Origin of the sequence: Acinetobacter sp. WU_MDCI_Abxb74 (assembly GCF_025513915.1) — a bacterium.
Taxonomy (GTDB): Bacteria; Pseudomonadota; Gammaproteobacteria; order Pseudomonadales; family Moraxellaceae; genus Acinetobacter; species Acinetobacter calcoaceticus_C.
The window spans coordinates 1-13088 of record NZ_JAHPRP010000005.1; the positions used below are offsets into that span (position 1 = coordinate 1).

Here is a 13088-nt window from a genome sequence, read left to right on the forward strand (position 1 = left end):
GGTTTCCCATGTGAGAGTAAGTCATCGCCAGCTCATTATTCTAAAACACCCTCAACTGATGTTGGGGGTGTTTTTTTGTGTGGAAAGTAAACTGGAAATACCATGAAAGATTAAAGATTTATGCTATAAATAATTAAAAATTAATCTTTTAAATGCTGATTATAAGGGAAAAGTATCTATGGTAATTTACGGTGATGTAGGTTCGGGTAACTGTTATAAGATTAAACTAGTACTTTCCTTATTAAATATTAAGCATGTTTGGATTCATATTGATATTTTAAAAAAAGATACTCAAACAACAGAGTTTTTATCCTTAAACCCTAATGGAAAAATACCTGTATTAGTTCTGGAAGATGGACGTGTTTTGAGTGAATCGAATGCTATTTTAGGTTACGTAGCTGAGGGAACAAAATTTATTCCTAGAGATCCGTTTATTAAAGCCAAAATGTATCAGTGGATGTTTTTTGAGCAGTATAGCCATGAACCTTTTATTGCAGTTGCACGTTTTATTAATAAATATTTAGGTTTACCAGAAGATAGAAGAACCGAATATTATAATTTACAGCCAAAAGGGCATAAAGCATTATCTATTATGGATAAAGTATTAGCGGAGCACGACTATCTTACAGGACCACAACTCACTATTGCTGATATTGCGCTATATGCTTATACACATGTGGCTGATGAAGGTGGTTTTGATTTAAATTTATATCCCAACATTCAGGTATGGTGCCAAAGAATTCGAAAATATTCAGGTTATGTAGGTATGAGTTAATTAAAAAAGAACTCACAGGGAGTTCTTTTTAAGTATGAGAGAAATTTCGAGTTTTTCTGGTTTAGAAGTGAGCTTCTAAACCTACATATGGTCCTTTAAACTCAAACTTAAGATCGTTGTTATCGTAGTCATCTAAATCGATATTGAGTACGCGATAGCCTGCTGTTAAACCAAGATCAATGAGTAGATTATCTGCAAATTTATATTTTACTTCTGCTGATGCATCTGTGATTCGTGCATCGTCAAAGTTTGTATAAGTTGCTTCACCTTTAGCACTTAAGCCCGTAAATGGAAGTTTTACTTCACCAGACAAATAAGCAATAGGGTATGTTTTATCAATATCCACACGCTTGCCTGTATACGCAGTGATATCACCATTTAATACAGTTGCACCAAGTCCCGCATCTACACTCACAATATTGTCTAGTAATTCATAATAGAGAATAAAATCGCTATGATCTAAATCAACTTTATAATTAGCTTGACCTAAGGTTTCTGATTTAGTTTGAGTATCTAAATTTACATAACGAATTTTTGCATTTGGAATAAATGGAATCGGGTGTTCTACTGACAATGAGAGCTGAGCACTGCCTTTTTGATCTAAATCTTGATCATTAGGGAATTGAGAAGACATATTAGCTTTACCATCATAAAACCAGTAGCCTACGTCTCCTTTTACTCCAACAAAGTCTGCTTGAGCAAAGCCACTTAAGCCCATCCCGAGCGTTAATAAAGATATTTTTAATATTTTCACTTTGAACATCCGCATAAAAGAAATCTTTAAGCGCATGATATAGACATCTTGCTACAGATGCATTGATAAAAAACATGAGTCTGAAGCGTATATTGTTAATAATTTTTATAGTTAAGGAAAATATTAATTATTTCATATAATTAATATTTTTCTTTTAATTTGGATTATATAAACCCTTTACCGATTTTAGTATAAATTTTGTCATCTAAAAAAATAGGTATTATCAAATCCAATTGAAAATTGAAGAACAAATTAATGGATAAGTTGAGTAATTAAATAGGATTTTTTAGGAATTGGAAGAAAATATCATTGAACAATATTGAGTGCTTATATGCTTTAAGCGTAAAGATTAGCTGAAAAATAACCAATTGTGATAAAAACTCAGAAAATTCGTAAAATTTCTGACGGAAATTACAGTAAAAAGAAATAAAAACAGGTATTGTTCAGCTATATAGGAGCAAAAAATGGACAAAAATCTTTAAGGAAGAATTTTCTATTTTTGCTTGTTTGAAATGAAAATAAAAATACTCACAAGGTGTCTTTTATTCTCAATCAAACACAAAAGTATTCTTTTGGTTCTTTTTTTGCATGCGGAATAACAATCAACAATAGCAGTAAAAATAAGCAATCTTTTAACATTAGGTGTTCTATGACAGATTCTCGTGAAAACTGGACGTCACGATCTGGTTTTATTATTGCAGCCGTTGGTTCGGCTGTAGGCTTAGGTAATATTTGGCGCTTTCCATACGTTGCTTATGAAAATGGTGGTGGTGCGTTTCTTATTCCCTATTTATTAGCACTCATTACTGCTGGTTTACCTTTACTATTTTTAGATTATGCGGTTGGTCATCGTAGTACTGGTTCACCTCCTAAAGCGTATCGTGCCTTATTTAAAGGTGGAGAAACATTAGGATGGTGGCAGGTGTGTGTCTGTATCATCATTGGTTTGTATTATGCAAGCGTTCTGACGTGGGCAGGCAGTTACGTTTACTTTTCTATTGGTCAAATGTGGGGAAGTGATCCAGAAGGTTTCTTCTTTAATACTTATTTGCAAACCTCAAAAGCGACTGGTTTTGATCTACAGTTTGTAGGTCATTTATTCTGGCCGATTGTGGGGATTTGGGCACTTACTTTAATCATTCTTTATGGTGGCGTGAAAAAAGGTGTGGAATTATCAAATAAGATTTTCATGCCTTTATTATTCATTTTATTTACTATTTTAGTGGTTCAGTCATTGCGTTTACCAGGTGCAGCTCAAGGTTTGAATGCATTCTTTACGCCAAACTGGTCTGCAATGATGGATTATAAAGTTTGGTTAGCCGCGTATGGCCATACTTTCTTCTCACTATCTGTTGGTTTCGGGATTATGGTGACTTATTCATCTTATTTGAAACCGAAAACCAATTTAACTGGTTCTGGCTTAATCGTTGGTTTTGCTAATGCGTCAACAGAGATTTTGGCAGGTATTGGTATTTTTGCAGCGCTTGGCTTTATGGCACATGCGGCTGGTACTGAAGTTAAAGATGTAGTGAGTGGTGGGATTGGGTTAGCATTTATTGCATTCCCTAAAATTATTTCAAGTTTAGGTACAGGCGCCGATTTATTTGGTTTCTTATTCTTCTCTTCACTTTTCGTCGCAGGTATTTCTTCGATGGTCAGTATTTTGGAAGTGCCTATTGCAGCAATGCAAGATAAGTTGAAATGGGGCCGTAAAAAAGCTGTAACAATTATTGGCGGCGGTAGTGCGCTTGTATCGATTATCTTATTCTCAAGTGTAAACGCAATTAAACTTGTTGATATTGTTGACCACTTTATTAATAACATCGGGATTATTGGTGGTGCATTACTATCGATTATTAGTATAGCTTGGTTTAAGCGTTCTGCGTTGATGGAACTTCGTGATCATGTGAACCGTATCTCAACCATTCAATTGGGTAAGGGATGGGATTTTACTCTAACGGTCATTACGTCATTAATCTTGTTAACCACACTCAGTATGACTGTTTTTAATTTGATCAAAAATGGCTATGATACTTATAGTATGAGTTTGCAAGGTGTATTCGGCTGGGGCAGTGTGATTTTCTGTGCGGTCGTTGCAATCGCGTTAAGCAAAATGAAAGATCGCTAGGAGAATAGAATAATGAATACTTCAGCAATCGTAATGATGGTAATTTCGATGGTGTTTTTATGGGGTGGATTAGCTTTATCCATTCTGCATTTGTCGAAACATCCTGAAGAGTTAGATGATGTTTTAGAAGAGGTAAAAGATCAGCATACGCTTTGATACTGATCTAATAAAAAGCAGGCTCGAAGCCTGCTTTTTTTATGCGATTTTTTGAATTTTACAATAATAGAATCCATCACCAGACTGTGCTTGTGGTAGCAACTGTCGACCGTGAGTTTGTTCAATTCCCCAATCAGCTACAATCTTGATCTCTTTTGCATCTGTATGTTCAGCAAAAAAAGCCATCATTTGTTGCTCATTTTCGACTTTTAAAATCGAACAGGTAATATAGAGCAGCGTGCCTCCAACTTTAAGCTGTTGCCACATGTGCTCCAAAATCTGCTTTTGTAAATCGGCAGTTTGAGCAATATCTGTAGATTGGCGTAACAGACGTATATCAGGATGGCGGCGAATAACGCCTGTTGCAGAGCAAGGTGCATCTAGCACAATACAGTCTACTGGCTGTGCTGGAACCCATTCGGTTGCATCTGCTGCTAGAATTTCTGTATGGCTCTGATCAAGTGCTAAACGATTTAAATTTTCAGTCACACGGACTAAACGGTTAGAGTCCTGATCAATAGCAATCAGTTGTGCTGGCTTAAATTTTTCGAGTAAATGAGCTGTTTTTCCACCTGGTGCTGCACAGGCATCAATCACAGTTTTATTATTTAAGTCTGGCAAGAGTTCTGCACAAAGTTGAGCGTGTTCATCTTGTACAGAAACCCAGCCTTGTTCAAAACCAGGTAAGTGAGTAATTTGAACAGATTGTTCAAGGACGATACCTGCTTCAGATAAAATACACGCACGTGCTTGTATGTCTAAACTTTGTAGTTTGGCTAAATAAGCATCTCGATCAATATGGCGTTGATTAACCCTTAACGTTAAAGGAGCAATTTGTTTTAAAGATTGGCAAAGAGATTCGGTTTGTTCTCCCCAATCTTTTTTTACACGTTTATAAAGCCAACTCGGTAAGCCATGCGCTTGTTGTAAACCTTGTTGAAACTCATCTTCACGAGTAGCTCGACGTAAAATCGCATTAACAATGCCGCTGAGTGCGGGGAACCCAAGTTGTTTGGTAGCATCTACTGTTTCTGAGATCGCAGCGTGTGCGGCAATACGCGTGCATAAAATCTGGTAAAGACCCACATACAGACAAGTTTCAACAGTCTCATTATTTAATGGCTTACTGAGTAAAGGTAAGCTAATTGATTTAAGAGCAAACCATTGACGTAATGTTCCTAGAACAAGTTCATGAAATAGCGCACGGTCTCGTTCTGCGACTTGATTAAGCTGTGTATTTAAAATACTGGCAAGAGAGTGACCTTGCTGAACTTTTAATAGAGTCTGGACGACTTGAGCACGTAAGTTAAAACGTGACGAATGAGAAAAGGCCTGACTCATGGCAGAATTTGTCCTACATGAAGTTTCTGGGTTTGTGCAATTTGTTGGGCATTCATTGCTTTGCCGCCTGGCCATTGCACACTGGTCAGACAAATAAACGAGTCTTGACCACACGCAATATGTACACCTTGCTTATCAATTAAAATAATTTCACCAGCTTGGGCATTTGATTTAGTCTGAGCTGAAATTGTTGAGTTCCAGATACGTAGAGCATTGTTTTCATCAAGCTGAATGAAGGCAACTGGCCAAGGGTTGAAGGCGCGAATGTTTCGGTCAAGTTGAACAGCATCAATTGACCAGTCAATTCGAGCTTCCGACTTTACTAATTTATGTGCATATACCGTTAAGCTTTCATCTTGAACTTCGCGTTCTGCCAGATATTTTTGTAATGTTGCTTCTGATTCTAAAACTGCACAAATTGCTGATGCACCTTGAACAGCTAATTTGTCGTGTAGGCTGCCTGAGGTGTCTTCGTTAGTGATTGGACAAAAGGTCTTATACATCATATCGCCTGTATCTAAACCGGCAGCCATTTGCATAATCGTAATACCTGTTTCTTCATCACCTGTTGCAATCGCACGTTGAATTGGTGCGGCACCACGCCAACGTGGTAATAATGAACCGTGGATATTTAAACAGCCATATTTAGGTGTATCGAGCACAGCTTGTGGAAGAATCAAACCATAGGCAGCGACTACCATTACATCTGCACCTAAAGCTGCAAGTTCTTGTTGAGCTGCAAGCCCTTCTTCTGTAGACGCTTTAAAGTGAAGTGGCTGATAAACTGGAATATCATGCTCAAGGGCAAGCTGTTTTACGGAAGATGGTGTTAATTTTTGTCCGCGACCAGCTTTACGGTCTGGTTGGGTATAAACCGCGATAATTTCATGGGAAGTTTTTAATAAAGCCGCCAATGCTGTTGCAGCAAATTCAGGGGTGCCAGCAAAAATAATTTTCACAAATGCATTCCAAAAAGAGTTTGTGGGTAGTATACGTGAAAAACGATTGAAGCCCTAAACTCATAGCTATTGAGGCGTTTGGTTTTTAAATAGTGAACAAAAAATTATTCAAAAATTTTTATTGATAAAAAAAGGTTATGAAAAAATAAAAAATTATTCATGGAAGTTTTGCCAAATATTGACTGACTATTACTGTTCTTGGCTTTCAGAATATTATTTGCTTCTATAGAATGGAGAAAGATCAAATTATGATGATGAGTCAATATTCCGACTGATCTAACGCTATATCAGAATCATTCAGCCAGAGTGGGAGAAATTTCGCTCAAGCACAACTTGTTGGAAATACTAATGCCTGACTATCGTTCAAAAACATCGACACACGGAAGAAATATGGCTGGCGCACGTGGCTTATGGCGTGCAACAGGAATGAAAGATGAGGATTTCGGCAAACCGATTATTGCGGTGGTCAATTCATTTACTCAATTTGTTCCGGGCCATGTACATCTTAAAGATCTAGGGCAGCTTGTTGCAGCAGAAATTCAGGCATCAGGTGGTGTTGCTAAAGAGTTCAATACGATCGCAGTAGACGACGGGATCGCAATGGGGCATGACGGCATGCTTTATTCTTTACCATCACGTGATTTGATTGCTGATTCAGTAGAGTACATGGTGAATGCGCATTGTGCTGATGCTATGGTCTGTATTTCTAACTGTGACAAGATTACTCCGGGAATGCTCATGGCTGCGATGCGCCTGAATATTCCTGTGGTTTTTGTGTCTGGTGGACCAATGGAAGCAGGTAAGGTCAAATTCCGCGGTAATGAAAAAGCGATTGATCTTGTTGATGCAATGGTTGTTGCAGCTGATGAAAGTTATACAGACGAAGAAGTTGAAGAGTTTGAACGTTCAGCATGTCCAACCTGTGGTTCATGTTCAGGTATGTTCACTGCAAACTCAATGAACTGTTTAACCGAAGCGTTAGGTTTATCTTTACCAGGTAATGGTTCGATTGTCGCGACACATGCTAATCGTAAAAAATTATTCTTAAAAGCAGGTCAGCTTATTGTTGAATTGGCTAAGCGCTATTACGAACAAGAAGATGCAAGCATTTTACCTCGTTCAATTGCAACAAAGGCTGCATTTAAAAATGCCATGACGCTTGATATTGCAATGGGTGGATCAACCAATACCGTTCTACACTTATTGGCTGCGGCAAGTGAAGCGGAAGTTGACTTTACTATGGACGATATTGACGAGTTATCACGTCGCGTGCCTGTATTGTCTAAAGTAGCGCCTGCGAAACAAGATGTTCATATGGAAGATGTACACCGTGCAGGTGGCATTATGGCCATTTTAGGTGAACTTGATCGTGCGAATTTACTTGATGTATCACTACCAACAGTCCATGAGAAAACGTTAAAAGATGCGTTGGACAAGTGGGATATTATTCGTACTGAAGATGCAGACGTATATGAGTTCTATCGCTCATCTCCAGGTGGTGTACCAACACAAGTTGCATTCTCTCAAAATCGTTACTATGCAACTTTAGATGGCGATCGTGAAAAAGGCGTTATCCGCAATGCAGAACATGCATTCTCTAAAGATGGTGGTTTAGCTGTGCTATACGGCAACATCGCTCTTGATGGTTGTATTGTAAAAACTGCGGGTGTAGATGAATCTATTCTAAAATTTACCGGCACAGCGCGCGTGTTTGAGAGTCAAGATGCTGCTGTAGATGCAATCTTAGGTCATGATATTAAAGCTGGTGACGTCGTTGTTATTCGTTACGAAGGCCCACGTGGTGGACCGGGTATGCAAGAAATGCTTTACCCAACCAGCTATCTTAAATCGAAAGGTTTAGGAAAAGACTGTGCATTAGTTACAGATGGCCGTTTCTCTGGTGGTTCATCAGGTCTTTCGATTGGACATGTTTCGCCAGAAGCTGCTGAAGGTGGTGCAATTGGTTTGGTTGAAGATGGTGATACCATTGAAATTGATATTCCAAACCGTACCATTCACTTAAATGTTGATGATGCGACTATGGCGCACCGTCGTACAGTTCAAGAAGCGAAAGGCTGGCATCCAAAAGAAGAACGTAAACGTAAGGTATCAAAAGCGTTAAAAGTTTATGCAATGCATACAACAAGTGCAGCAAAAGGAGCTGTACGCGTTCTCTAAAATATTCAATTTTAATAATTGAGTAGAAAGCATGCACCTATCAACACGATGAATTGCTATCATGTTGAGGGTGCATTTTTCATGTCTGGTAAAAAAAATTAGCTTGTAGAAAAAGGTGTTTTTAGATCATTCTATGGGATTGACATAAAATGGTGATAAAATCTTCACCTACGCAGAAACTTGCTAAAAACATGGCTTATTTTCTGCGTGATCTTAGGTGGTCATACTTTCAATCTTGACTACTGTTATACCTTGACTATGATCAAAGCAATCTTTGATCTCGCTTAGGATTTATTTTTTAGAGGCACTATTCATGTCACTGCTACGCCGTTGGTTTGACCCTATCCGATCGAGTTGGTTTTACCAAAAACCGTCTCGTCAAGCGGTGTTACCCACGGAAAATGGTTTAAGTATTTATTTACGACTTGATGATGTATATAGCTATTTAGCTGTTCAGCAATTGTCTCAGCTCGATGAAATTTTAAGTGATGAGCTCAAACCTTTAAAAATTATTATTTCCCATACGGCTTCTGAACCTCCGAACAGTATGTCGCATGAAGAATGGCAAAATTATTGTTTAAATGATGCCAAAATATTGGCCAAACAACACCGTTTTGCTTTTGATGAATTTCCCGAAATCCCAAGCCAAGAATCTTTAAAACAAGCCGCTGTCATATTAAAAAGAACCCCATTACAAGGTCAGAATTTCTTACATTTATTAGAAGATATTTTTCACATGCTTTGGCAGCAACAATATGGAAAGCTGCGTACTTTACATGCCATGGCGGTTAAACATCAGCTTCCTCAACATTTTTCAGAACGTATTTTTACGGATGAGCCTGTAACGGCGGCATATTTTGAGTTTGGTGGACGTAAATATCATGCAGTAGATGATTTATTGCGTTTAACCCGTCGTCTAAAACAGCAAAAACTGCTTACAGGCAATCCAATTTTTTTAATTAATCATATCGAATGGCGTGAACATTTGATTAATGATGCTGAGGCACTGACTGAGATTCAGACACTTCATCCTGAACTCGATATATATATTGCTTTAGAAGATCCGATGAGTTGGCTGTTACTTGCCTATATTAAGGAAGAACTGGCTGATTATTACGACATTCAATTAAAAGTTTACCCTTTAAGCTATCAAGGCCGAGACTGGTTTGATTGGAGTTTGGCAACACGTGTTTCTAAACGAACAGATGTAGCTTTTACCCCTTTTTGTCGTCCTACAGAAGAAAGTACGCTTGAAATGGCAAAGCTTTTCTATAGTGTGCCGGAAAATCAGCAAATCGATACGATATTTAGTATTTTGCAAGCAGTCTGGACGAAAGGAAAAGACTTATCTTTCCAAAAGCATTTCCAAGAATTACAGCAACAGTTGGGAATTGAGCAGTTAACCGAACAGGATGTACCATCTGTTCTAGCGCAAAATGATGCACTTTGCAAAGATAAGCATCAGCCTGATTTACCAGTTTTAGAGTTGCGTATTAATGATCAAAGCTATGTCTTTAATAGCTTGTACAGAGTTTGGATGATTGAAAGTATTTTTAGCAATGTATTAGAAGAAAAATATAAAACGGCCTCAACTTCTAATTGAGGCCTTCTCCTAAAAACAAGAATAGGGCAAAGCCTGTTTTTTCCGTAGCATAACCTTGTAAGGAATCGGAGATAAACAGTGACTTTTTTAGCAATTATTATGGTGGTGTTTGCCTTTGCTGGCATGATTAAAGGTATGATCGGTTTAGGTTTGCCTGCTGTATCGATGGGCCTACTCACTATAGCAATGAGCCCATTTCAAGCAGCTTCACTTCTGATCGTTCCTTCAATGGTGACCAATGTCTGGCAGCTTTTTGCTGAAGGTCATGTCTGGTCTTTTATTCGCCGTTTCTGGACTTTGCTCGTCGGTATTGTGGTTGGGTCAATATGGAGCTTTTTACCTACTTTAAATCAAAGCCATGGGCACAGTAGTGAGATTTTGTTGGGCTGTATGCTAGCTTTATATGGGGTGTATGGCCTATGCGTTAAAAAGCTTCCGCACTTAGGGACGTATGAGCGTTGGTTATCTCCTGTGATTGGGTATATTGGTGGAGCAGTCACTGTCGCAACTGGAGTCATTATTATTCCTGTCGTACCTTATTTGCAGTCTTTACATTTAAAACGTGATGAATTAGTACAGGCTTTGGGGCTGACTTTTACGGTATCAACTATTTGTCTGGCAGTCTTTTTACAGCATAACCCTATGTCAGGAATAACACTGGATTATCGTTTATCTTTCGCGGCTTTATTGGCGGCATTAGTAGGAATGTGGATAGGTAAAAAAATCCGCTATCGACTCAATGAGCAGATATTTCGCCGTATATTTTTTATAGGTTTAATGTCGTTGGGAATATATATGATTTTGCACTAACGTCCGTCTTCTTGAGGACGATGTTGTAGTAAAAACTTGGAAAACAATTGATAGCTTTGAGGGAGTTGAGCAAAATTTTGGGTGGCTAATAACAATTTACGATTTGCCCATGCTCCGAGTAATTGAATTGAATGGAAACGATAGCCAGGTTGCAAGCGTTGAGTAGCACGGGCTGGCATAATGGCAATTCCAACTCCCTTAGCAACAACTTCTGCAATTGCGCCAAAATTAGGTAAACGTAAACGATACTGTATGTTAAAACCTAATAGCTTGGCTTGGGTTTCAATGGATTGTTGCAAAGAGTGATGCGGCATAAGGCCAATAAAGCCATAGTTCAAAGCATCTACCAAATTCAGTTCTTGGTATTGTGCTAAAGCATGTTCGGCGGGGCAGATCAAAACCAAAGGATCACTAGCGAATTCTTGTGTCTGTAAATGCCGAGTGTCAAAAAAGCTTGAAACGAGCCCTAATCTGGCCACACCTTTAGTTAATGCTTCTATAATTTCGGAGCTTTCAGCTTCATGTAAATCGATATTAATTTCGGGATGAAGTACCAGATATCGAGGCAAGAGAGGGGGTAAATATTCACTTTGTGCCGAGGAGTTACACCAAAGCGTCAATGATTCTGGAGCTTTTTGTCTAAAGCGCTGCATTTCTTGTTCTAGTTGATCTTTTTGTGCCATAAGCTGACGAGCATGTTCGACAAAGGCATGTCCAGCAGATGTTAACTCGAGGCCAGTGGTATGGCGAATAAATAAAGGTGTATCAAAATATTGTTCGAGTTTTTTAATGCGTTCGCTAGCAGCTTGAAGGGAAATAGCAGAACGGTTAGCACCTTTGGTCAAGCTACCTGTAGAGACAATATGAAGAACCAGTTGTAAATCGAAAAAATCAAAACGCATAATAGGAACGTATTGAAATACAAAAATTCATCATACTAAAAACTGGAATAGAAAGGTGGTGAAAAATAATAATAAAAAAGGCAACGGATGCTGCCTTTAGGAACTCAAGTTTTATCTTTTAAACTAAATAACCAGTTCAAAATAATGGCTGCAAAAGTTGCTGTACCAATGCCGCCTAAATTGAAATTACCAAACGTCAATTCAAAGTTTCCGGCACCTAAAATAATTGTTACAGAAGCAACAATCAGGTTTTTATTGTTAGAAAAATCGACTTTATTTTCAATCCAGATTTTTGCACCAGCAATGGTAATTAAACCAAACACGACAATAGATGCACCTGTTAAAACAGCATTTGGGATGGTACTAATCACTGCACCAAATTTTGGAGATAAACCCAAGAAAATTGCGAAGACGCCAGCAATAACAAAAACAATGGTTGAATAGACACGAGTGACTGCCATGACCCCAATGTTTTCGCCATAAGTCGTCATGCCCGGTGCGCCAACGCTACCAGAGAGCGTGGTTGCCAAGCCATCAGCGACAAATGCTTTGCCTAATTGTGGAGTTAGGTTTTCACCAGTCATCGCGCCTACAGCTTTAATATGCCCTAGATTTTCTGCCACTAAAATAAGAGCAACGGGTGCAATAATTAGCATGGCTTTAGTGTCAAAAGTAGGGTGTGAAAAACTTGGGATGCCGAACCATGCAGCTGCTGAAATCTGGCTAAAATCGATTGGTTTACCAAAACCTAAACCATTGGTCGTAATGGCATAAATCACGTAGGCCAAAATTAGACCGACCAATAGAAGTAGACGTTGTAATAAACCGCGTGTAAATACAGCAATGCTCCCCATACAAAGTACGGTAATGAGTGCCATCCACATTTCAAAAGGTTGGCCTGCAACACCTTTAATGGTAACGGGCGCAAGGTTTAAACCAATGATCATTACAATGGCGCCAGTAACGACAGGTGGCATGAGTTTTTCAATCCAGCGTGTACCAGTGAGCATCACAATAAAACCGATGAGGGCGTAAAACACACCACACGCTACGATTCCACCTAACGCCATAGACAGATTTGGATTTGCGCCAGAACCTGTAATATGCCCAGTTGCTGCTGCAACAACCCCAATAAAAGCAAAGCTTGAACCTAAATAACTTGGAACACGGCCACCTGTAATTAAGAAGAACAGGATGGTGCAGATTCCAGACATTAAAATGGCAAGATTTGGGTTAAAACCCATGAGTAATGGTGCTAAAACGGTTGCTCCAAACATGGCAAAAGCATGCTGGATACCTAAAATAGCACTTTGAACTGGTGGGAGATATTCATTGGTAGAGACCGGTCGGTGGTCAATATCACCTTGGTAAGGCTGCCATTTTGGAAACCAATTGGACATAAAATAAGCTCATTATTCTTTAATTGGTGCAATGATACTCTTTCTTGAGAATGCATTTAATCTCTAGAGAGAAGTATGTGAG

General features: G+C 38.7%; 11 protein-coding genes. 6 read left to right on the forward strand and 5 right to left on the reverse strand.

The window, feature by feature from the left end; all coding sequences use genetic code 11:
- Window positions 1–178 precede the first annotated feature (178 nt).
- The gene (locus KTH84_RS10125; RefSeq protein WP_262473029.1) at window positions 179–775 is read left to right on the forward strand and encodes a glutathione S-transferase family protein; all 597 of its coding nucleotides are present in this window, start codon (window positions 179–181) and stop codon (window positions 773–775) included.
- Window positions 776–836: 61 nt separating this feature from the next.
- Here KTH84_RS10125 and KTH84_RS10130 read toward each other — a convergent pair whose 3' ends face one another.
- Window positions 837–1538 carry a TIGR04219 family outer membrane beta-barrel protein gene (locus KTH84_RS10130; protein WP_262473167.1) on the reverse strand — a complete coding sequence of 234 codons (702 nt, stop codon included), beginning with the start codon at window positions 1536–1538 and terminating at the stop codon, window positions 837–839.
- A gap of 640 nt (window positions 1539–2178) precedes the next feature.
- Here KTH84_RS10130 and KTH84_RS10135 point away from each other — a divergent pair.
- Complete coding sequence (locus tag KTH84_RS10135; RefSeq protein WP_133971052.1) at window positions 2179–3657, forward strand: sodium-dependent transporter; 1479 nt, start codon at window positions 2179–2181, stop codon at window positions 3655–3657.
- 12 nt (window positions 3658–3669) lie between these two features.
- Window positions 3670–3813 (forward strand): methionine/alanine import family NSS transporter small subunit, encoded by a 144-nt coding sequence (locus tag KTH84_RS10140; protein ID WP_003654330.1) that lies wholly within the window; start codon window positions 3670–3672, stop codon window positions 3811–3813.
- 39 nt (window positions 3814–3852) lie between these two features.
- Here KTH84_RS10140 and rsmB read toward each other — a convergent pair whose 3' ends face one another.
- Entirely contained in the window at window positions 3853–5154 is a 1302-nt protein-coding gene (gene rsmB, locus KTH84_RS10145) for a 16S rRNA (cytosine(967)-C(5))-methyltransferase RsmB (protein WP_133971054.1), read from the reverse strand.
- The gene (gene fmt / locus KTH84_RS10150; RefSeq protein WP_133971056.1) at window positions 5151–6113 is read right to left on the reverse strand and encodes a methionyl-tRNA formyltransferase; all 963 of its coding nucleotides are present in this window, start codon (window positions 6111–6113) and stop codon (window positions 5151–5153) included. Before fmt ends, rsmB begins: the two co-directional genes overlap by 4 nt.
- 348 nt (window positions 6114–6461) lie before the next feature.
- Here fmt and ilvD point away from each other — a divergent pair, with 348 nt between their 5' ends.
- From ilvD to KTH84_RS10165, 3 genes are all read left to right on the forward strand, one after another.
- Window positions 6462–8291 carry a dihydroxy-acid dehydratase gene (gene ilvD, locus KTH84_RS10155; RefSeq protein WP_003654323.1) on the forward strand — a complete coding sequence of 610 codons (1830 nt, stop codon included), beginning with the start codon at window positions 6462–6464 and terminating at the stop codon, window positions 8289–8291.
- A 313-nt stretch (window positions 8292–8604) separates the two neighbouring features.
- Window positions 8605–9894 (forward strand): hypothetical protein, encoded by a 1290-nt coding sequence (locus tag KTH84_RS10160; RefSeq protein ID WP_042895986.1) that lies wholly within the window; start codon window positions 8605–8607, stop codon window positions 9892–9894.
- 78 nt (window positions 9895–9972) lie between these two features.
- Window positions 9973–10704: a sulfite exporter TauE/SafE family protein gene (locus tag KTH84_RS10165; protein ID WP_262473032.1), complete on the forward strand. Its 732-nt coding sequence runs from the start codon at window positions 9973–9975 to the stop codon at window positions 10702–10704.
- On the opposite strand, the gene KTH84_RS10170 is transcribed toward KTH84_RS10165, so the two are convergent.
- Window positions 10701–11606 (reverse strand): LysR family transcriptional regulator, encoded by a 906-nt coding sequence (locus tag KTH84_RS10170; protein ID WP_262473033.1) that lies wholly within the window; start codon window positions 11604–11606, stop codon window positions 10701–10703. The genes KTH84_RS10165 and KTH84_RS10170 overlap by 4 nt on opposite strands.
- 104 nt (window positions 11607–11710) lie before the next feature.
- Window positions 11711–13006, reverse strand: coding sequence for a solute carrier family 23 protein (locus KTH84_RS10175; RefSeq protein WP_262473034.1), 1296 nt, complete (start codon window positions 13004–13006; stop codon window positions 11711–11713).
- Window positions 13007–13088: the final 82 nt, after the last annotated feature.